Annotated in this window: 17 protein-coding genes; 4 read left to right on the forward strand and 13 right to left on the reverse strand. The window is 67.5% G+C overall.

The genetic code is table 11. From position 1 onward, the window contains the following. Positions 1 to 3 precede the first annotated feature (3 nt). The gene (locus AX767_RS11915; protein ID WP_068631541.1) at positions 4 to 786 is read left to right on the forward strand and encodes a bestrophin-like domain; all 783 of its coding nucleotides are present in this window, start codon (positions 4 to 6) and stop codon (positions 784 to 786) included. Positions 787 to 795: 9 nt separating this feature from the next. Here the strand turns inward: AX767_RS11915 and AX767_RS11920 are convergent, their stop codons facing one another. After that, complete coding sequence (locus tag AX767_RS11920; protein WP_068631542.1) at positions 796 to 1,698, reverse strand: polysaccharide deacetylase family protein; 903 nt, start codon at positions 1,696 to 1,698, stop codon at positions 796 to 798. Positions 1,699 to 1,741: 43 nt separating this feature from the next. On the opposite strand from AX767_RS11920, the gene AX767_RS11925 reads away from it, so the two are divergent. Then, positions 1,742 to 2,992 carry a benzoate/H(+) symporter BenE family transporter gene (locus AX767_RS11925; protein ID WP_068633629.1) on the forward strand — a complete coding sequence of 417 codons (1,251 nt, stop codon included), beginning with the start codon at positions 1,742 to 1,744 and terminating at the stop codon, positions 2,990 to 2,992. Continuing rightward, complete coding sequence (gshB, locus tag AX767_RS11930; protein ID WP_068631543.1) at positions 2,989 to 3,945, forward strand: glutathione synthase; 957 nt, start codon at positions 2,989 to 2,991, stop codon at positions 3,943 to 3,945. The genes AX767_RS11925 and gshB overlap by 4 nt, the downstream gene beginning before the upstream one ends. Here gshB and AX767_RS11935 read toward each other — a convergent pair. The 4 genes from AX767_RS11935 to AX767_RS11950 all read right to left on the reverse strand — a co-directional run bounded on the left by AX767_RS11935 (position 3,908) and on the right by AX767_RS11950 (position 9,773). Further along, positions 3,908 to 5,167, reverse strand: a complete 1,260-nt coding sequence (locus AX767_RS11935) for a PepSY-associated TM helix domain-containing protein (protein WP_068631544.1) — start codon at positions 5,165 to 5,167, stop codon at positions 3,908 to 3,910. The genes gshB and AX767_RS11935 overlap by 38 nt on opposite strands. Positions 5,168 to 5,185: 18 nt before the next feature. Continuing rightward, the gene (locus AX767_RS11940) at positions 5,186 to 7,402 is read right to left on the reverse strand and encodes a TonB-dependent receptor (RefSeq protein WP_068631545.1); all 2,217 of its coding nucleotides are present in this window, start codon (positions 7,400 to 7,402) and stop codon (positions 5,186 to 5,188) included. A gap of 111 nt (positions 7,403 to 7,513) precedes the next feature. Beyond that, the gene (locus AX767_RS11945; protein ID WP_068631546.1) at positions 7,514 to 8,281 is read right to left on the reverse strand and encodes a class II glutamine amidotransferase; all 768 of its coding nucleotides are present in this window, start codon (positions 8,279 to 8,281) and stop codon (positions 7,514 to 7,516) included. 19 nt (positions 8,282 to 8,300) lie between these two features. Further along, a complete protein-coding gene (locus AX767_RS11950; RefSeq protein ID WP_068631547.1) occupies positions 8,301 to 9,773 on the reverse strand; it encodes a DHA2 family efflux MFS transporter permease subunit in 1,473 nt (490 codons plus the stop codon). Between the two features lie 135 nt (positions 9,774 to 9,908). On the opposite strand from AX767_RS11950, the gene AX767_RS11955 reads away from it, so the two are divergent. Continuing rightward, positions 9,909 to 11,291 (forward strand): zinc-binding metallopeptidase family protein, encoded by a 1,383-nt coding sequence (locus AX767_RS11955; RefSeq protein ID WP_068631548.1) that lies wholly within the window; start codon positions 9,909 to 9,911, stop codon positions 11,289 to 11,291. On the opposite strand, the gene AX767_RS11960 is transcribed toward AX767_RS11955, so the two are convergent. The 8 genes from AX767_RS11960 to flgL all read right to left on the reverse strand — a co-directional run bounded on the left by AX767_RS11960 (position 11,261) and on the right by flgL (position 19,788). Beyond that, positions 11,261 to 11,497, reverse strand: coding sequence for a cysteine-rich CWC family protein (locus AX767_RS11960; protein ID WP_068631549.1), 237 nt, complete (start codon positions 11,495 to 11,497; stop codon positions 11,261 to 11,263). The genes AX767_RS11955 and AX767_RS11960 overlap by 31 nt on opposite strands. Beyond that, positions 11,494 to 12,750, reverse strand: coding sequence for a 6-phosphofructokinase (locus AX767_RS11965; protein WP_068631550.1), 1,257 nt, complete (start codon positions 12,748 to 12,750; stop codon positions 11,494 to 11,496). The genes AX767_RS11960 and AX767_RS11965 overlap by 4 nt, the downstream gene beginning before the upstream one ends. A 39-nt stretch (positions 12,751 to 12,789) precedes the next feature. Then, a complete protein-coding gene (locus AX767_RS11970; protein ID WP_068631551.1) occupies positions 12,790 to 13,953 on the reverse strand; it encodes an acyl-CoA dehydrogenase family protein in 1,164 nt (387 codons plus the stop codon). A gap of 8 nt (positions 13,954 to 13,961) precedes the next feature. Beyond that, on the reverse strand, positions 13,962 to 14,765 hold the full coding sequence (locus AX767_RS11975) for an enoyl-CoA hydratase-related protein (RefSeq protein WP_068631552.1): 804 nt from the start codon (positions 14,763 to 14,765) through the stop codon (positions 13,962 to 13,964). Continuing rightward, entirely contained in the window at positions 14,765 to 15,949 is a 1,185-nt protein-coding gene (locus AX767_RS11980; protein WP_068631553.1) for an acetyl-CoA C-acetyltransferase, read from the reverse strand. Before AX767_RS11980 ends, AX767_RS11975 begins: the two co-directional genes overlap by 1 nt. 97 nt (positions 15,950 to 16,046) lie before the next feature. Then, a complete protein-coding gene (locus AX767_RS11985) occupies positions 16,047 to 17,282 on the reverse strand; it encodes an EAL and HDOD domain-containing protein (protein WP_068631554.1) in 1,236 nt (411 codons plus the stop codon). 38 nt (positions 17,283 to 17,320) lie between these two features. Beyond that, positions 17,321 to 18,583, reverse strand: coding sequence for an HDOD domain-containing protein (locus tag AX767_RS11990; RefSeq protein WP_068631555.1), 1,263 nt, complete (start codon positions 18,581 to 18,583; stop codon positions 17,321 to 17,323). A 5-nt stretch (positions 18,584 to 18,588) separates the two neighbouring features. After that, on the reverse strand, positions 18,589 to 19,788 hold the full coding sequence (gene flgL / locus AX767_RS11995) for a flagellar hook-associated protein FlgL (RefSeq protein ID WP_068631556.1): 1,200 nt from the start codon (positions 19,786 to 19,788) through the stop codon (positions 18,589 to 18,591).

Genomic DNA, 19,788 nt, shown 5'->3' on the forward strand with positions numbered 1-19,788 from the left:
TTGATGCTTGACCTTCTCTTTGACCTCCCCGCTGCGGCGCAGCTCCTTTGCTTCATCGTTTACGGTGGGGTGGTGCTTGCGGTCAGCCTGGTCATTCTGAGCACCCTGCACGCGCGCTATGTGCGGAACCCGAAACTGTTGCCTGTCGGCCCGGCGTTCCAGGTGCTGACCGTTCTCTTTGCCTTGTTGCTGGGTTTTCTCGCCGCCGACATCTGGGCCCAGCAGCGACAGGCTGTGGATGCGGCATTCAAAGAGGGCGTGTCACTGCAACGCCTGCGCGATCTGGCCGGCCCCACCGCGCTGGACACGGCCGATGCCAGTCCAATGCTCGCGCAGTATCAGATGGCCGTGACCGGGCGGGAGTGGGGCCTGAATTTCAACCACGCGGCGGATCCGGCCGCGGCCGCAGCCATCAACGCGCTGCGCCTGCATGGCGCCCAGCTGGCGCGGGATGGCAAACCTGCGGTACTCGCCGCCGAGTGGATGCGTTCGGTCAACGACCTGGAGGAAGCGCGGTATCGTCGCTTGCTGATCGGTTCCGACGCCACCGACAACAGCCAGTGGGCCATCGTGCTCCTCCTGACCTTCTTCGCAGCCGCTGCGCTTGCGGCCTGTCATATGGATCGTCCACCGGCCGGGCGGCTGATTCTTGCGCTGTTCTGCCTGGGCGTCGCCATCGTCCTTTGGCAGTTGGCCAGGCACACGAACCCGTACAACGGCGGCAACATTCGCATCAGCATGCCGGCCTCGCTCGCCCCGCCCGCCGAGGCAGTCATTCGTCCCTGATCCCGGCATTCATGGGGCGAGCCGATCGACGTGCGCGGCGATCGCGCCTGGCGTGGTGAACCAGATCTCGCCGCGGTCACGCGCGGCGGCCAACGGCTCCAGCGCGCGCCGCAGGTGCTTGAGCCGGTAGGGCTGGCCCACGATGTACGGATGCAGCGCGATGCCCATCACCAGCGGTTGCGCGCGCGCCTGCAACTGCATCTCGTCGAAGTTGTCGATGATCATCGTGGCGAAGTCTTTCGCATCCATCTGGCGCGCGACGATCATTGGAATGTCGTTCAGCTCCTGCGGATACGGCACCGACCAGAGCGGCGCGTCGCTGCGGGTGCGCATGCGTGTCGGCTGGTCGTCGTGGCACCAGTTGAGCGTGTAGCGGTAGCCGGTTTCGGCGAGCAGATCGGGCGTTACCTTGCTCTCTGAAATCCACGGCGAAAGCCAGCCCGCCGGCGCCTGGCCGCATTCGGCGGCGATGCGATCGCGGCAACGTTCCAGCAAGGCGCGCTCGCCGGCTTCGCTGTAGTCGCCCTGGCGTTCGGCGTTGCTGTGGCCGTGGCCGATGATTTCGTCGCCGCGCAGCTGCACCGCGCGCAACAGATCGGGGCAATGGTCGTACAGCGCGGTGTTGACCAGCGCGCCGGTCGGCAGGCCCAGCGCATCGAACAGCGCGAGGCAACGCCATGCGCCGACGCGGTTGCCGTATTCGCGCCAGCCGTGGTTGAGCACGTCAGGCTCGGGCGACGCCGGACCGATGCGCGCGCCGAGCCCGTCGCCGAAGGCGAAGTGCTCGAGATTGAAGCCGAGGTAGACCGCGAGCCGCGCGCCGTTCGGCCAGGTGTAGTCGGCGCGTTGCGTGATCGGCGAATAGTCGAAGCGGTCGTGGGAAGGGAGTTTGTCGGGCCAGCGTGCAGTCATGTCAGGCACGCTGCAAGAGATGTGCCGCGGGCACAATCCGGGCATGCGTTTTTTCAAGGATCTGAGCCTCTCGGCTTTCACCGCGGGCTTCGTGGCCGTGCTCGTCGGCTTCACCAGTTCGGTCGCCATCGTGTTCCAGGCGGCGCAGTCTTTCGGCGCGACGCCGGAGATGATCAGTTCGTGGATGTGGGCGCTTGGCATCGGCATGGGCCTCACCACCGCGCTGCCCTCGCTTTACTGGAAGAAGCCCGTGATGATCGCGTGGAGCACGCCCGGCGCGGCGGTGCTCGCGGTGGCCGGCGCGGGCTATTCGATGAACGAGGCGGTCGGCGCCTTCATCGTGTGCGCGGTGCTCATCACCATCGCGGGCGCGACGGGCTGGTTCGAGCGCGTGATGAACAAGATCCCGATGGCCATCGCCTCGGCGCTGCTGGCGGGCGTGCTGGCGCGCTTCGGCCTCTCGGCGTTTCTCGCGGCGCAGACCGCGTTGCCGCTGGTGCTGCTGATGCTCGCGACCTACCTGCTCGCCAAGCGCTTCTGGCCGCGCTACGCGGTGCCGCTCACCTTGCTCGTCGCGGTCGTGTACGTGGCGGCACGCGGCCAACTGGCCTGGTCGACCGTGCACTTCCATCTCGCGATGCCGGTGTTCACCATGCCCGTCTTCACGTTGCAGGCGGCGGTGAGCCTCGCGCTGCCGCTCTTCGTCGTGACGATGGCGTCGCAGAACCTGCCCGGCGTTGCCGCCATTCGCGCGGCGGGCTACGACATGCCGATCAGCAAGCTCATCACCTTGAGCGGTTTGGCCACGCTGCTGCTCGCGCCCTTCGGCGCGTATGCGCTCAACCTGAGCGCGATCACCGCCGCCATCTGCATGGGCCGCGAGGCGCACGACGATCCGGCACGGCGCTACACGGCGGCCGTGAGTTGCGGCGCGATCTACGTGGTCATCGGCCTCTTCGGCGCGGCGGTGACGGGCCTGCTCACCGCGTTTCCGAAAGAGCTGGTCGCGACCATCGCGGGCCTGGCGCTGCTCGGCACCATCGGCGGCGGACTGGCCGCGGCGGTGCGCGACGAATCGCATCGCGAAGCGGCGCTCATCACCTTCCTCGTCACGCTGTCGGGCGTCACGCTCGCGGGCATCGGCTCGGCCTTCTGGGGCGTGGTGGCTGGCGCGGTCGCGTTGGCGGTGCAGCAACTCGGCAAAAAGGCCGCTGCCGGCAAGGACATCGCGCCTGCCTGCAAGATCCGGCAAGACAGCAAGGCGGCCGACCGGGCCGCCGGAAAGACACCATGAGCCAGAACATCCTTTTCGTCGCCGACCCGCTCGACACCTTCAAGATCTACAAGGACACCACGTTCTCGATGATGCGCGAGGCGCAACGCCGCGGGCACCGCATCGCGGCCTGCCTGGCGCAGGATCTGCAGTGGAAATCGGGCGGGCTCGTCACGGCCAACGTGCAGCAGATCACGCTGACCGGCAATCCGAAAAACTGGTATCGCGTCGACCGCGTCGAGTCCACGGCGCTGAAGGATTTCGACGCGGTGCTGATGCGCAAGGACCCGCCCTTCGATGCCGAATACATCTACGCGACGCACCTGCTCGAGCAGTCGGAGCGCGAGGGCGCGCACGTGGTGAACTCACCGCGCGCATTGCGCGACCACCCCGAAAAACTGGCGATCATGGAATTCCCGCAGTTCGTCACGCCGACGCTCGTTACGCGCAGCCCGCAAGCCGTGCGCGACTTCCACGCCGAGCACGGCGACATCATCCTGAAGCCGCTCGACGGCATGGGCGGCATGGGCATCTTCCGCGTGAAACAGGATGCGCTGAACCTCGGCTCGATCATCGAAACGCTCAACAAGGGCGGCGCCGAAACCATCATGGTCCAGCGCTTCGTGCCGCAGATCACCGAGGGCGACAAGCGCATCCTGATCATCAACGGCGAGCCCGCACCCTTCGTGCTCGCGCGCATTCCGCAAGGCACCGAGGTGCGCGGCAACCTGGCCGCGGGCGGCAAGGGCGTGGCCCAACCGCTGACCGCGCGCAACCGCGAAATCGCCGAGACCATCGGCCGGCAACTCGCGCCGCGCGGGCTGCTGCTGATCGGCCTCGACGTGATCGGCGATGCGGTCACCGAGATCAACGTGACGAGCCCGACCTGCTTTCAGGAGATCACCGAGCAGACCGGCTTCGACGTGCCGGCGATGTTCATCGATGCGCTCGAAGCGCATCTCTCGGCCGGCTGAGCCGCGCCTTGCGCTTGCGGGCCCAGATCACGATGCCGGTGACCGACAGCATCGCCACCATCACACCCATCAGCGACATCAGGATGCGTCCGGGCATGCCGAGGATGCGGCCCGAGTGCAGCGGGAACTGCAGCTGCACGAACACATCGGCCGCAGTGCCCTTCCACGGAATGTTCTGGCTCAGCACGCGCCCGTCGTGGGCGTCCATGTAGAGGTTCGACAGGCCCATGCCGCCGGCGCCATGGTCGGCCCCGGGGGAAAAGAACGACACGTTGTAGAAGCCGTAGCGCGCCTCGTAGTAGATGCCGCCGAGCGGCGTGTCGAAGCCACGCGCCTTCGCTTCGCGGCCGGCGCGTTCGACGATCTCGGCAAAGCCGAGCGTCGGTGTGATCGTGGTGCCGAGCGTCGCCATCGTGCGCGTCTCGTACGGCCCCGGCGTGGTCTTCGAGACCAGGGACAGCACCGGGTAGAACACCTCGCGGTACAGGTTGAGCGAGAACGAGGTGAAGGCCACGATGACGATGAAGACCCACACCCACAGCCCGCCCGCGCGGTGCAGGTCGAAGTTGAGTTTGTAGCCGCCGGCGCGCCAGCGAATCGCCCAGGCCGGCATCCAGCGCGCCCACCAGGTCGAGGGCGTGCGGTGCTTCGGCGCGGCATCTTTCGAGGTTTTCAAGCGGCGCGGCGTCGTCAGGTAGAAGCCGACGAAGCTGTCGATCAGCCACACCAGCGCGACCGTGCCCATGAGCCAGTAGCCGATGCGGTCGGCGCCCCACAGCGCCGGGATGTGCAGGCTGTAGTGCACCGTTCGCAGGAAGGGCATGAGGCTCTCGCGCGACAGTGACACGGCCGTCGAATCGCGCCGGCCCCTCACCGTCGCGGTGACGGGGTCGACGTAGACCTGGTTGTAGCCCAGGTCGTAGGGCTGCTTCGTGGCCGGGTCGATGCGCGGCTCCACGAAGTAGCCTGCGTTGTGGCCCACCTCGAAGTTGAGCGCGATGTAGCTCACCTTCGCGCGCGGGTCGGCTGCCTCGACGGCGGCCGCCAGCGCCATCGGGTCCTGGAAGGGCCCGCGGCTGTCGGTGTCGTAGAGCGCGCTGTTGAGCCACTCGTCGAGTTCGTGGTCCCACGAGGTGACCGCGCCGGTGAGTCCGGCGACGATCAGGAACAGCGCGACGGCGAGGCCGAGCCAGCGGTGGACGACGGTGAAGAACGCGCGCATCGGCCGGGGCGTTCCCGTTTAGAAGTTGATGGTGCCCGACACCGCGAAGGTGCGCGGCTTGGCGAGCACGAGGTAGTTGGAGCCCGGGTAGCCGCCGACCGATTCCCAGTACGAGCGGTTGGTCAGGTTGTCGATGCGCGCGCGCAGGATCAGCGTCCGGTTGTCGCCGATGTCCATCAGGTAGCGTGCACCGATGTCGAGTCGCGTCCAGGCCTTCACGACCTGCGTGTTGGCGGCATCGGCGTATTGCTTGCCGGTGTGGATGACGCGTGCGTTGAGGGCCAGGCCGCTCACGCCCGGCACGTCCCATTCGGCGCCGACGTTGATCTGGCGCTTGGCCACGCCGATCGCATTGTTGCCATCGGTGCTGTTGCCGGGGCTGCGCACTTCGGGGTCCATCAGCGTGACGCCGGCCAAGAGGCGAAGGCCGCGCACCGGTTCGCCGAAGCCGCTCAGTTCCAGGCCGCGGTTGCGCTGTTCGCCGTCGCGCCCGAAGACCTGGTTGGTCACGCCGTAGTTCGGCTTGCCGATGTCGAAGAAGGCTGCACTGGCGCCGAAGTTGCCGCCGTCGTATTTCACGCCCACTTCCTTCTGCCTGGACACAGAGGGTGCGAACACGGTGCCGCCGTTGAGGAGCGCGGCGCCCGTGCTGGTGAGCTGACCGGCCGTGTCGCCCTTGACCAGCCCTTCGATGTAGTTGGCATAGATCGAGACGTTCGCGGTCGGCTTGAACACGATGCCTGCGACCGGTGTCGTCCTGGACTTGCTGTATGCGCTCGACGGCGTACCGTCGTCATAGTCGTAGGTGAAGTCTTCGATTTTCTGGCGGCGCGCGCCCAGCGAGACGCGCACGGCGTCGTTGGCGAAGCTCATCGTGTCGGCGATCGCGAAGCTGCTGTTCTTGATGCGTTCCGTGACCAGCGGGTTCGACAGCTGGCCACCGCCCGGAGAATAGGCTGGGAAGTGCGTCGGCTCGAGCGAGCCGCGCGGGGTGTAGATGTTGTCGTTCACCAGGCCGAAGCCGAAGAAGTCGTAGGCGTTGCGCGACTTCGATTCGAATTGCGAAGCCGACACGGTGGCGGTGTGCGTGACCGGGCCGGTCACGAACTTGCCGCGCAGGCCGATTTCGCCCGTGCTCACGCTGTCCTTGCGCGCGTTGTCGAAACGGTAGCCGCTGAAGTCGCCCAAGGTGTTGTCGAGGCTCGTGGGTGCCAGCACGTTGTCTTCGGTGCTGCGGCGCGCGCCCAGTGCGGCCCAGCCGGTGATGCTGTCCGTGATGTCGACCTCGCCGCGCGCGGTGGCGAAGGTGTCGCGGCTGTTGGAGTAGGTCCAGGGCTGCGCGAAATTGGTGTCGGCCCTGGGTGCATCGGGAATCGGCAGGCCCGACGCTGGCGTCACGCTGGGGCGCGGCGACTTCTGTTTGTCGTTTTGATAGCCGAAATCGGCCGACAGGCGCACGTTGCGGCTGCGCCAGTCGAGGCCGAGGGCCAGAGCGCTCAGTTCGTGCTTTTCGTTGTCGATGCCGGTGCCGCCATCACGGCGGACCGCGTTCAGGCGGATGCCGGTGGACTGGTCGGGACCGAAGCGGCGCGCGAGGTCGACGGCAGCGAAGCCCTGGCCGCCCGTCTGCGCACCGACGGTGATCTCGCTCAGCGCCTCGTTCGACGCGCGCTTGGGCAGCACATTGATCAGGCCGCCGATGCCGCTGCCGCTGACTGCGCCGCCACCGGCCCCGCTCAGAAACGCGTTCGCACCGCGGAACACTTCCACGCGTTCGACGAACTCGGTCGCCATGTACTGGCGCGGCACCAGGCCGTACAGGCCGTTGTAGGCCACGTCGTCCGAGAACACCTGGAAGCCCCGGATGAAGTAGGCCTGCTGGAAGTTGCCGAAGCCTCGGGCCGAGCGCACCGACGCGTCGTTGAGCAGCACGTCGCCGATGCTCTGCGCCTGCTGGTTGGAGATCAGGTCGCGGGTGTAGGTGGTGGTGTTGAACGGCGTGTCCATCATGTCCTGGTTGCCCAGCACGCCGATGCGGCTGCCGCGGGCCACCTGGCCACCGGCGAACGGCTTGCTCAAACCCTCGGCCGACGCATCGGCGCTGGCTTCGACCCGGATGGTTTCGAGTGTCGGCGCTGGCGGCGCTGCGGTCGTCTGCGCAGTAGCGCTCAGTGCGTGGAGCGCGAGGGCGCTCGCAATGGAAACGGCGCGCAGCGGATGACGAGTTGAGGCCATGTTCGGTTCTTTTTGCAAATGAGAACCGTTATTGTTCTTGGCGGCGTCGCGTCCGCCGATACTTTCATGCGGCAGTAGGGGAATTTGACGCGTCAGTACAACGCGTGCGACCTAATCGTCCTGCAGCTGACCGTCGACGAACACCTTCAACTCGCCGGGCGCGAACGCGGTCCATTGTTCGTTGGTGGTGAGCGGCGCGGTGACCACGACCGCCACCCGGTCGTTCGGCGTGGTGTGCTGCGCGAAGTCGATGGCGAGGTCTTTGTCCGACAACTGCGCGGTGACGAAAGGATGCTGGCGCTCCACATACCAGAGGTTCGTCGACGCATGCGCCCAGAGCGCCTGGCCGTTCGACAGCATGAAGTTGAAGGTGCCGTGCTTGCCGATGCGCACCGCCAGTTCGCGCAGCGTGATCGTCAGTTCCTCGATGCTCGGCACGTCGGCATGCGACTTGGCGAGCTCCTGCATCACAAAGCAGAAAGCGCGTTCGCTGTCGGTGCTGCCGACCGGCCGGAAGCTGCCGTGCAAGCGCGGGTTGAAGTCTTTCAAGTCGCCGTTGTGCGCGAACACCCAGTAGCGGCCCCAGAGTTCGCGCACGAACGGGTGGCAGTTCTGCAGGTTGACGGCGCCCTGCGTCGCCTTGCGAATGTGCGCGATGACATTGCGGCTCTGGATCGGGTAGCGCCGGATCAGCTCCGCCACGGGCGATTCACAAGCCGGCTGGTGGTCCACAAAGTGCCGCAGGCCGCGGTCTTCGAAAAACGCGATGCCCCAGCCGTCGGCGTGGTGGTCGGTGCGGCCACCGCGCTGCGCGAACCCCGTGAAGCTGAAGGTCACGTCGGTCGGGGTGTTGCAGTTCATCCCTAGCAATTGGCACATGGGGGGATTAAAGCGTTTTTCAGGCGGCGGTTTTTTCGCGCAACTGCCATGCGGCGCAAATGGCGAGGGCGCAGAGGCCGGCGAGCATCGCGAAGGCTTCGTCGAACGCGGCCATGCGCGCGAGGCTGGTGGTCGGGTTGGCGAGCGAATCGCCGTGCGCGGCGAGCCGCCACTCGAGCACGATCGCGCACAGGCTGACGCCGGCCGCGCCGCCCAGCATCCGGATGAAGCTGATGGCGCTCGCGCCCTGCGGAATGAGCGGTCTGGCGAGCGGGCGCATCGAGCCGAGATTGAGCGACGGCAGGATGAAGCCCAGACCGATGCGTCCGATGATCGCGAACAGCACCAGCAACCAGATGCCGCTGTCGAGCTTGAGCACCATCATCAGCGCGAACGACAGCGCCAGAAGGCCGAGGCCGATGCTCACCAGGAGCCATGTCGGCGACCGGTCGGCGGCACGGCCGACCAGCGCGATGGTGATCGCCAGCACAATGCCGGCCGGCAGCATGATGGTCCCGACATGCGAGGCCGAGAGGTGCAGCGCGAGCTGCATGTAGACCGGCAGCAGGTAGGTCGAGCCGAACAGCGCCGTGCCGTAGATGAAGGCCACCACGCTGCCCATCGCGAACTGCCGGTAGCCGAAGAGCGCGAGGTTCATGAGCGGCTCTTTCCCGTTGGCGACCATGCGTTTTTGCCAGCCGATGAAAGCCACCACCGAGGCCAGCGCGCCGGCCAGGAGCAGCACTGCCTGCAGCGGCGCGTCGCCACGCAATTCGACCAGCCCATTCAACAGGCAGAGCGTGCCGATCGTGCCCAGCGCGAGGCCGCGCCAGTCGAGGCTGTTGCCGCGTGCCGCCACCGCGCCGCCCGGTGCCGTGGTCGGCACGAACTTCCAGGCCAGCCAGATCGAGGCGAGGCAGAACGGCACCACCATGAAGAAGATCGAGCGCCAGCCGAACAGGTCGACCAGGATGCCGCCGATGCTCGGCCCGATGGCGGGCGCCAGCACCACGCCCATGCCGAACACGCCGCTCGCGCGCCCCTGCTCGTGCGGCTCGAAGGCCCGCAGGATGATGATGGCCGGGATCGGCTGCACCACGCCCGCCGCGAGCCCTTCGACCACGCGCGCCACGAGCACCAGCGAGAAATTGTTGGCCAGGCCACCCGCCACGCCGCCTGCGAGCAGCAGCACCATCGTGCCGACGTAGGTGCGCCGATAGCCATAGCGCGACAAGAGCCACGGCGTGGTCAGCATCGACACCGTCATCGCGACCATGAAGCCGGAGCTGACCCACTGCGCACGCTCCTGTCCCAGCGCGAAGTGATGGCTCATGTCGGGAATCGCCACGTTGACGATGGTCGAGGACATGATCGACGCCATCACGCCGACCATCACCGACAGCAGCAAATACCAGCGGTATTTCGCGCCGTAGCGCTCGCGCAGGGCGCTGAGGGCGGGCGGAGCGGGGGAGGGCGTGGAAGCGGGCGGCATGCAAGTCGGGGGTGGCGCGGGCGCTCGGGGGCGTTTGAGCGTCCTACAAGGATATCGGCCTTTGCGCCCGCTTGCGCTCGCGGGGCCAACCCGCACAATCGCGCTTTGCTGTCACGCACGCCAAGAAGAACAACCATGGAATCCCACGTCAACGCCGATCCCGCGCAGGGCATCGCGCCGGACACCGAACACTCGCTGGCCGCCGACCTCAAGGCGCCGACCATCAGCCGCGCCTACCAATGCCAGTGCGGGCGCCCCGTGTTCCTCGCCAACAGCGAATGCCTCGCTTGCCGCACACCGCTCGGCTATGTGATCGAAAGCCTCGGCGTCGTGCCGTTGCAGCCGGCCGCATTCAATGGCGCCGAGCCCGACACCTTCACCGTGCATGGCGACACGAACGGCAGGGCCTATCGCCGCTGCAACAACCTGATGACCGCCGCCAGCTGCAACTGGATGGCGCCGGCCCCGCGTGAGGGCGATGACGATGCCTTCAACGTCGATGGCCTGGCCGCAGGCTTCTGTTTGTCGTGCAGCGTCACGCGGACCATCCCCGACCAGTCGGTCGAAGGCAACGGCCGGCAGTGGCGCAAGCTCGAGCAGGCCAAGCGGCGCCTCATCTCGCAGCTGCTGGCGCTCGGCTTGCCGGTGGTGAGCCGACTCGCCGATCCGGTGCACGGACTGGCCTTCGATTTCCTCAGCAACGTGCCGGGCGGCCCGCACGTGCTCACCGGCCACGAGATGGGCGTGATCACGTTGAATGCCGAGGAGGCCGAAGATGCGGTGCGCGAACGCATCCGAGCCGAAATGCGCGAGCCCTACCGCACGCTGGTCGGGCATTTTCGCCACGAGATCGGTCACTACTACTGGGATCTGGTGGTGCTGCCGACGCCATGGATCGCGGGCTTTCGCGAGCTGTTCGGCGACGAGCGCGCCGATTACGCGGCGGCGCTCAAAACGCACTACGAACTGGGCCCGAAGCCGGACTGGGCCCTGCGCTACGTGACCAGCTACGCGAGCTCGCATCCCTGGGAAGACTGGGCCGAAACCTGGGCGCACTACCTGCACATGGCCGACACCGCCGACACGGCGATGAGCTTCGGCGTCGATGCGACGCGCGCCGAGCTGGCCAGCGACCTGTTCGAGATGAGCGACCTGTGGCAGCCGGGCCACCCGGATGCCGCCAAGTTCCTGGACTTTCTCAATGGGTGGGTGCGGCTCACCAACGTGCTCAACGAGTTGTCGCGCAGCATGGGCCAGCCCGACTACTACCCGTTCGTGTTGCCGCATGCCGCGGTCGGAAAGCTGCAGTTCGTGCACCAGGTGATCACCGAGCAACGGCACCGCGTGACTGGCTCGGCGCCGGCGCCGGCTGCGCTCGGCGAATCGCCACCGGCTGTGCCAGCCCTGGCGCCTTCGACGGTCGGAGCGGATGCGAACGATGCGCCGGAGCCGGTGCCGCAGATGCAGCAGCAGGCGCAGAGCTTCGCCTACGACAGCGGATTTTTCTCGCGCGTCTGACCCGCGGCGCAACGGGCGCAAATGCAGGCGAGGCCGCGCGCCGATTCGGGGAGACGTGCGAGCGGCGCGCGGCTGAAGTCGGCCTGCATGCACCAGCATTCGGCTTGGGGTTCGCCGCTTTCGCGCGCCAGTTCCACTGCGCAACGATTGCGCTCGCCACACAGCGGGCACTGCGTGGCATCGACGGCGCGCAGCGTCTCGCTCATGCCACCTCGAAGGCCGCCAGCTTCTTCGGCATCGGCGCATTCTTCAGCGTGACGTACACCGGCAGGCCGTCGCGGTAAGCCGGGTAGTCCTCGCCCTGGATCAGCGGGAGCAGGTAGCGCCGGCAGGGTTCGGTGATGCCGAATCCGTCGTCGGTGATGAAGTCGCGCGGCATGAATTTCTCGGCGTTGGCCACGGCCTCGAGCGGGGCACTGCCCAGCGTGTAGGCATAGGGCGAGTCACTGGTGCGCTCGATCGTCGGCATCACGGCGTTGCGGCCTTCCAGCGCGAGTTCGACGGCGCGCTGGCCGAGTTCGTAGGCCTGACGCACGTCGGTGGCCGAAGCGATGTGCCGCGCCGCGCGCTGCAAATAATCGGCCACGGCCCAATGGAACTTGTGGCCCAGCGCGTCCTTGACCATGTTCGCCACGACCGGCGCCGCGCCGCCCAGCTGGGCATGGCCGAACGCATCGCGCGTGCCCTGCTCCGCGAGAAAGCGGCCGTCCGCATGGTGCGCACCCTCGGACACGACAACGGTGCAGTAGCCGTGCTGCTTCACCAGCGCATCGACGCGCGCCAGGAAGGCCGCCGGGTCGAAGGCGATTTCGGGAAACAGGATCACCACCGGAATCCCGTGGTCCGCGGCCAGCCCGCCGGCCGCGGCGATCCAGCCCGCATGCCGGCCCATCACTTCGAGCACGAATACTTTGGTGGAGGTCGCGGCCATCGAGCGCACGTCGAACGAGGCTTCCAGCGTGGCGATGGCGACGTACTTCGCGACCGAGCCGAAGCCGGGGCAGCAGTCGGTCAGCGGCAGGTCGTTGTCGATGGTCTTGGGCACGTGGATCGCCTGCAGCGGGTAGCCGAGCGACTGCGACAACTGGCTCACCTTGAAGCAGGTGTCGGCGGAGTCGCCGCCGCCGTTGTAGAAAAAATAGCCGATGTCGTGCGCCTTGAAGACAGCGATGAGTCGCTCGTATTCGCGCCGGTTCTTCTCGAGCGACTTGAGCTTGTAACGGCACGAGCCGAAGGCGCCCGACGGCGTGCTGCGCAGCGCCGCGATCGCCTCCGCCGACTCCTGCGCGGTGTCGATCAGGTCTTCGGTCAGCGCGCCCAAGATGCCGTTGCGCCCCGCGTACACCGTGCCGATGCGGTCGGGGTGCCGACGCGCCGTCTCGATGACGCCGCAGGCCGACGCGTTGATGACAGAGGTGACGCCGCCCGACTGGGCGTAGAAGGCATTGGAGGCAGGCATGGGCGCATTCTCGTGCGTCGGCCAGTCCCTTGCCAAGCCTCAGCGCCCCGGCAAACCCATCTGCCGCGTGATCACCTCTTTCATGATCTCGTTCGTGCCGCCGTAGATGCGCTGCACCCGGGCATCGGCATACGCCCGCGTGATCGGGTACTCCCACATGAAGCCGTAGCCGCCGTGCAGCTGCACGCATGCGTCCATCACCTTGCACTGCAGGTCGGTGGTCCAGTACTTGGCCATGCTGGCGGTCGCGGTGTCGAGCTTGTCGGCCATCAACAGCTCGGTGCACTTGTCGACGAACACCTGTGCGACCTGCACCTCGGTCTGCAGTTCGGCGAGCGCGTAGCGCGTGTGCTGGTAGCTGCCGACGGGCTGGCCGAACACCTTGCGGTCCTTCACGTACGCGACGGTCATGTCGATGGCCGCCTGCGAAGCGGCCACCGCGCTGATCGCGATCTGCAAACGCTCCCACGGCAACTGCTCCATGAGGCACACGAAGCCGCGGTTCTTCATGGCTGCGCCGCCGAGCAGCGCATCGGCGGGCAGGCGCACGTCGTGGAAGAACAGCTCCGACGTGTCCTGCGCCTTGAGCCCCAGCTTTTTCAGTCGCTTGCCTTTCTCGAAGCCCGGCGTGCCGCGCTCCACGAGGAAGAGGCTGGTGCCCTTGGCGCCGGCCGCGGGGTCGGTCTTGGCGACGACGATGACCAGGTCCGCGTGCCAGCCGTTGGTGATGAAGGTCTTGCTGCCGTTCAGCAGGTAGCTGCCGTCGGCCTGCTGCAGCGCGGTGCTCTTCACGCCCTGCAGGTCGCTGCCGGCGGCGGGTTCGCTCATCGCGATGGCGCCGATCATTTCGCCGGTCGCCAGCTTCGGCAGGTAGCGCGCCTTTTGCGCTTCGGTGCCGTAGCGTTCGATGTACGGCGCGACGATCTCGCTGTGCAGGCCGAAGCCGATGCCCGTGAAACCGCGCGCCCACAACTCCTCGAACTGGATCACGGAATAGAGCAGGTCGGCACCGGCGCCGCCATACGCCTCCGGCAGCGCCATGCAGAGAAAGCCGTTCTCGCCGGCCCGGGTCCACACGGCGCGGTCGACGTACCCCTGCTCCTCCCACGTTTCGTGAAAAGGCGCGATCTCCTTGTCCATGAAACGGCGGAAGGCATCGCGAAAGGCCGCGTGGTCGGCGCTGAAGAGTGTGCGTTCGATCATGGGTTCCTTCAACGGCCCGGGAAGACCGGTGGACGCTTCTGCAGGAAGGCCGCGACGCCTTCGCCGAAGCTGGGCTTGTCGATCAGTTCGCGCTGGCGCTCGCTCTCGTGGTGCAACTGTTCGTCGAGCGTGTGGCGCTCGCTGGCGGCGAACGCGTTGCGCGCTTCCTGCACCGCGTGCGCAGGCAGTTTGGCGAGACGCTGCGCCAGCTTGAGCGCTTCGGGCAGCAACGCGTTGTCGTCGACGCAGTCCCAGATGAGGCCCCACTGCGCGGCCTTCTCGGCGCTCACCCGCTCGTCGAGCAACGCCATGCCCATGGCGCGTGCGCGGCCGACGGCGCGCGGGATGAACCAGGTGCAGCCGAGGTCCGGCGAGATGCCGAGCTTGGGCAAAAAGGGCAGGTAGAAGAAGGCGCTGCGGCCCGCGAGCGTGACGTCCGCTGCGAGCGCCAGGCCGACGCCCGCCCCGGCCGCCGGTCCGTTGACCGCGCACACCACCGGCACCGGCAGGTTGCGCAGGCCGGTGATGAGCGGATGGCTCAGCGACTGCATCCAGTCGGCCGTTTCGTCGCCGAGCGTTTGGCCGGCTTCGGGCGCGCCCGATCCGTTCATGGCGCTCAGGTCGGCCCCGACGCAGAACGCCTTGCCGGCACCGGTGAGCACCACGGCGCGCACCGCCTTGTCGTCGGTCACGCGGGCGAGCGCGTCGCGCAGCTCGACTTGAAGCTCCTTCGCGATCGGATTCAGTTTGGCCGGCAGGTTGAGCGTCAGCGTCGCGACGCCGTCTTCGACCTCGTAGATCACCAGCGCCATCAGAGTCGCTCCACGATCGTCACGTTGGCCATGCCGCCGCCTTCGCACATCGTCTGCAGGCCATAGCGTTTGCCGCGCTGGCCGAGTGCATGGACCAGCGTGGTCATGAGCTTGGTGCCCGAGGCACCCAGCGGATGGCCCAGCGCGATCGCGCCGCCGTTCACGTTCAGCTTCGCCGGGTCGGCGTGCAGTGTTTCGAGCCAGGCGATCGGCACCGGCGCGAAGGCTTCGTTGACTTCGTAGAGGTCGATCTCGTCGATCGACAGGCCGGCCTTCTTGAGCGCGCGCTCGGTTGCGGGCAACGGCGCCTCCAGCATGATGACCGGGTCGTGCCCCATCACGCTCATGTGGTGGATGCGTGCCAGCGGGCGCGCGCCGTGGCCCAGCGCCTTCAGGCCGCGCTCGTTCACGATGAGCACGCCGCTCGCGCCGTCGCAGATCTGGCTCGCCGTCGCCGCGGTGCAGCGCCCGCCTTCGGCGATGAGCTTCACGCCCGCGATGCCTTCGAGCGTCGCTTCGAAGCGGATGCCTTCGTCGACGGTGTGTTTCTCGTCACTCGCGCTGCCATCGGCCCGCCGGATGTCGATCGGCACGATCTCGTCGTTGAACAGGCCTTCGCGCGTGGCGGCGATGGCGCGCCGGTGGCTCTCGAGCGCGTAGCGGTCGAGCGCATCCTTGTCGATGCCGTAGTTTTTCGCGATCATTTCCGCGCCCGTGAACTGGCTGAACTCGACGCCCGGATAGCGCCGCTGCATGCCGGGGCTCATGTACGTGCCGAGGCCGGCCTTCGCGGGCAGCGCATTGGGCGTGAACATCGGCACGCGGGTCATGCTCTCGACGCCGCCGGCGATCACCGCGTCCATCGCGCCGCTCATCACGGCCTGCGCCGCGAAATGCAGCGCCTGCTGCGACGAGCCGCACTGCCGGTCGACCGAGGTGCCGGGCACCGACTCGGGCAGCGTCGAGGCGAGCACTGCGTTGCGCGCGATGTTGGTCGCCTGCTCGCCGACCTGGCTGACGCAGCCCAGGATCACATCGTCGACTGCCGCCGGATCGATGCCACTGCGCGCGATCAACGCGTTGATGACCTCGGCCGCAAGATCGGCCGGGTGCCAGCCTGCGAGCTTGCCGCCGCGGCGACCGCCTGCGGTGCGCACCGCGGCCACGATGTATGCCTCTGCCATGTCGATGTGTCCTTGGGGAAAGAAGGCATCGATGGTTGGATGCGACCCGGGCAGGGTCAACCCGGATCAACCCGCGGCGGTCGCGGGCGTGACAGGCTCAGCGGTCGAGCTGGTCGGCCCACATCAGGGCCTGCAGGTGCGCCCAGTTCACCTGGTGATTCGAGAGTTGCAACTCGTCGCAGGCTTTCGCGAAGGCCACGCTGTCGCCCGTTTCGCAGGCCTTGGTGAGGCACAGGAACGGCGCGAGCTGGCCCTCGTTGCGCAGCAGCGCGTCGAGTACCGGTTCCGGCAGCGTGACCGAGCTGAGCGCCTGCGCCAGCGGCATGCCGAGCATGGTATCGAGCAGCGAGAACACGCCCACCACGAACGCGTTGTCGCAGTCTTCCTGCGGCATCAGCTCGGCAGCGAGCAGTTCCATGAGCCGGCCGCGCACCACGGCGGTGGTGCCGGCCGCCGGCGCCGCGCCGCCGGGGCGGGAGATCGTCATCAGCAGGGTAGCCCAGCGGAACAGCCGGTTCATGCCGAGGATCATCACCGCGTGGCGGAACGAAGTGATCTCGGAACTCAGCCCGAAGCCGCACGAATTGATCATGCGCAGCAGCTTGAAAGAGAGGGTCGGGTCGCGCTTGATCACGTCCTCGATCTCGTCGAGATCGGCTTCGCGGCGCACCAGGTTGATGAGCTGGATGATGGTCGCCTGCGACGCCTGCACCGTCTTGTCGGTGATGGTCGAGGGCTGCGAGAACCACTGGCCCTGGAACAGCGTCACGCCGAAGCGCTTCATCATTTCGTACTGCTCGACGGTGTCGACCTGCTCGGCCACCACCTGCGCCTTGCCCGAGGCGCGAGCGGCCTTGACGACGCGCTCGGCCTCTTCGTTGGAAATTCGGTCCATCTCCAGCTTGATGAAGGCGGCCATCGGGCGCCACGATGCGAAGGCCGGGCGGAGCACCGTCGGGCCGAAGGCCAGGCGAAAGCCGCTCTCGCGTATCTTCACCAGCATGAGGCGGCCACGCTCGATGTCTTCCGCGCTGCTGTTCTCCGGCGCATCGACTTCCAGCACCACCTTCTCCGGGTCCAGCAGGTCGAAGTGCAGCGCTTCCAGGTTTTCCAGCGCGCAATGGATGAACACCACCTTCTCGCCGGCGACGGCATTGGAGCCGGAGTCGGACAACGCATCGAGCACGACGGCGGAATCGTTCGCGCGGTCGCGCGGCTGTTCGAACAAGGCGTACCCGTACACAGCGCGTCGCTCGTCGACGATCGCCTGTCGCGAAAGCCCCGAAATGCCTTCGGCAGGGGTATCGGTGGCAGGGGCAAGTTCAGCAGTCATCGGGTTCCGGATCAGAGAGAAATTTCAGAAAAACAGGTTCAGGCGGTGTTGGCATTCAGGCGCCTGCTGGTCTGCAGGCTGCCACTGGCCAACGTGCGCAGCAGGGCACGGTTCACGTCCTCGGGCGCGAAGTCGCAGGTGTCGCGAACCGCGCGCAACAGGGCCGGGTCGTCCGATTCGAAGGCCAGTGCGGCCTGCAGGCTCGGGGCGTAGGGTCCGCTGCGGTGCACGATGGCCGCCACGATGCGGTCCGACAACGGGATGCGCGCCAGGCTCGTGCGCAGCGGTTCGTCCAGCACCAGGTCGAGCTGGGCGAACAGCCCGCACAGGTACACCTCGCGGCGCAGGTCGTCCTCGATGCCGGCGTCCATCAGGTGCTCCATGAGGTGGCCGCGCAGCACCATGGTCGCGTTGACCGGGCGCAGGTCCGCGTCGTCGGTGGCCTGTGGCAACTGCTCCGCGAGCCACGCGCTGAGCGAGCGGTAGCCCAGCATCATGAAACCATGGCGCAGCGACGCGATGCCGCTGCGCAGCCCGAGGCCGGCGGAGTTGAGGTACAGCAACAGGCGGTAGGAAAGCGTCGGCTCTTCGCCCAGCATCTGTTCGACCTGGTCGAGCGAGGGTTCCTCATCGAGCGCGTTCATGATCTGCACGAGCGCGCGCCGACTCGGCGGCAGCGGCTGGCCCGCATGGCGATGCACCGCGTCCTCCACCGGCCAGCCGGCGATGGCCCAGGCGCCTTGCTGGTCGAGCGCGTGATCGGCCAGCGCACGGCTGGCCACCCCCTCGACCACCGAGTTCGGCAGCACCGGGCTGCCTTCGGCGCGCGGTGCAAGCCGCCCGAATGCGGCCGACTCGCGCGCGCGCAGGGCGGCGCGCAGTGCGTTGCCGGCATCGACCGCCGAGAGCAGCGTCATGCGCCGCTCGAAGCAGCGCGCCACGTCTTGCGGCAGGGGCTGCGTGGCGTCGCCGCGCGCCACCAGGCGCACGCCGCGCGAGCGCGCGTGGTGAACGCCGGCGCGCAGCCGGGCGTCTCCCAGCCAGTCCAGCGGGACTTCGATCAGCGGGTCGCCGGCCGAGGCGTGGTCGAGCAGACCGGCGAGCAGATCGCGCGAACGCAGCGACAGCAGCAGCTCGGGCGATTCGGCCGTGCGCAACTCCGACAAGGTGCGCAGCAGGTGCTGCCCGTCGACGCCTTCGCTGTCTTCGTGCACGAACAGCTGCACGGCCGCGAGCGTGCGCTGGCGCCCCCAGAGCGGACGGTAGCCGAGCGTGAGACTGCCAAGAACGGATTGCGCCATGGCGATCAGCTGATGAAGTTGAACAAGGACTGCTTCTGGATCTGGGCGTAGGAACCCAAAGCGGCCGAGTACGCGGTTTCCTGGTTCTTGAAGTCCGAGAGCCCCTTGACCATGTCGATGTCCTCCGCGCGCGAGCGGTCGGCCTCCAGCTGGATGCTGCGGTTCTCCTGCCGGCCCGAGATGTCGTCGACGCGGTTGAGCAGGTCGCCCGCGACGCCGCGCGAGGCCACCAGCCGCGCCATGCCGGCATCGACCTGAACCAGCGCCTGCGCGATGTTCTGCGCCACCGCGCCGCTGGTGGTCGCGTCGCGCACGCCCACGATCGCGCGGTCGAGCACGCCGAACAAACTGGTGGTCGTGCTCGGGCTGATCTGCAGCGCGGCGCCGTTGGCCGGCGCGCCCTTGGCGACCAGCGAGAGGCCGTCGAACGCGATCGCCTGGCCCGCCACGTACGGTTGCGCACTGGCCACCGCGGTGCCGGTCGTGGTGTTCATCACGTCGTAAGTGGTGACGCCCGCGGCCACGCTGAAGGTGATGCTGTAGTTGTCGCCGGTCAGCGCGGTCGGGTTGGTGACCTGGCCGGCGTCGGTGTAGACGGTGTTGGTGCCCGGTGCCTGCGCGATCACGAAAACGCCGTTGCCGGTCGGCACGTTCATCCAGGTCGCGTGGCCGTCGAGCGTGGCGGGCACCGACACGGTGCCGGTCGCGGTCTGGCCGGCGATGCCGTCGAAAGTCACGCCGCTGCCTTGGTCGACGAACGGCGCGGCCGTGCTGCCGAGGCCGCCGAAAAGGGGCTGGCCGTTGCTGTCTTTCTCGTTCGCGTAACCGAGGATCTGGTCGCGCAGCGTGGTCATCTGCTGCGCGATGCTGGCGCGGTCGGTGGCGGTCAATGCGGTGTTGCCGGCCTGCACGGCGAGCGCGCGGAAATCCTGAATGGCCTTGACCGCGTCGCCCAGCGTCGATTCGGCGGTGGCCATGGCGTTGCGCTGCACTTCGAGCGCGCGCTGGTCGGTGTCGACACGCGCCATGCGCGTGCGCGCGCGTTCGGCCTGCGCGGCGCCGGTCGGGTCGTCGCTCGGGCGCAGGATGGTCTTGCCGGCGGTGAGCTGTTCCTGCAGCTTCGAGAGCTGCGATTGCCGCGTCGTGAGTTGCCGCAGGGCGTTGTCGTAGGTGTTGGCGGAACCGAGCCGCGAGATGCTGGACAT

This window comes from Variovorax sp. PAMC 28711 (genome assembly GCF_001577265.1).
Lineage (GTDB): Bacteria > Pseudomonadota > Gammaproteobacteria > Burkholderiales > Burkholderiaceae_C > Variovorax.

Coding starts and splice junctions, on each gene's coding strand:
- AX767_RS11915 (WP_068631541.1), top strand. CDS start 4: ATGCTTGACCTTCTCTTTGACCTCCCCGCTGCGGCGCAGCTCCTTTGC.
- AX767_RS11920 (WP_068631542.1), bottom strand. CDS start 1,698: ATGACTGCACGCTGGCCCGACAAACTCCCTTCCCACGACCGCTTCGAC.
- AX767_RS11925 (WP_068633629.1), top strand. CDS start 1,742: ATGCGTTTTTTCAAGGATCTGAGCCTCTCGGCTTTCACCGCGGGCTTC.
- gshB (WP_068631543.1), top strand. CDS start 2,989: ATGAGCCAGAACATCCTTTTCGTCGCCGACCCGCTCGACACCTTCAAG.
- AX767_RS11935 (WP_068631544.1), bottom strand. CDS start 5,167: ATGCGCGCGTTCTTCACCGTCGTCCACCGCTGGCTCGGCCTCGCCGTC.
- AX767_RS11940 (WP_068631545.1), bottom strand. CDS start 7,402: ATGGCCTCAACTCGTCATCCGCTGCGCGCCGTTTCCATTGCGAGCGCC.
- AX767_RS11945 (WP_068631546.1), bottom strand. CDS start 8,281: ATGTGCCAATTGCTAGGGATGAACTGCAACACCCCGACCGACGTGACC.
- AX767_RS11950 (WP_068631547.1), bottom strand. CDS start 9,773: ATGCCGCCCGCTTCCACGCCCTCCCCCGCTCCGCCCGCCCTCAGCGCC.
- AX767_RS11955 (WP_068631548.1), top strand. CDS start 9,909: ATGGAATCCCACGTCAACGCCGATCCCGCGCAGGGCATCGCGCCGGAC.
- AX767_RS11960 (WP_068631549.1), bottom strand. CDS start 11,497: ATGAGCGAGACGCTGCGCGCCGTCGATGCCACGCAGTGCCCGCTGTGT.
- AX767_RS11965 (WP_068631550.1), bottom strand. CDS start 12,750: ATGCCTGCCTCCAATGCCTTCTACGCCCAGTCGGGCGGCGTCACCTCT.
- AX767_RS11970 (WP_068631551.1), bottom strand. CDS start 13,953: ATGATCGAACGCACACTCTTCAGCGCCGACCACGCGGCCTTTCGCGAT.
- AX767_RS11975 (WP_068631552.1), bottom strand. CDS start 14,765: ATGGCGCTGGTGATCTACGAGGTCGAAGACGGCGTCGCGACGCTGACG.
- AX767_RS11980 (WP_068631553.1), bottom strand. CDS start 15,949: ATGGCAGAGGCATACATCGTGGCCGCGGTGCGCACCGCAGGCGGTCGC.
- AX767_RS11985 (WP_068631554.1), bottom strand. CDS start 17,282: ATGACTGCTGAACTTGCCCCTGCCACCGATACCCCTGCCGAAGGCATT.
- AX767_RS11990 (WP_068631555.1), bottom strand. CDS start 18,583: ATGGCGCAATCCGTTCTTGGCAGTCTCACGCTCGGCTACCGTCCGCTC.
- flgL (WP_068631556.1), bottom strand. CDS start 19,788: ATGTCCAGCATCTCGCGGCTCGGTTCCGCCAACACCTACGACAACGCC.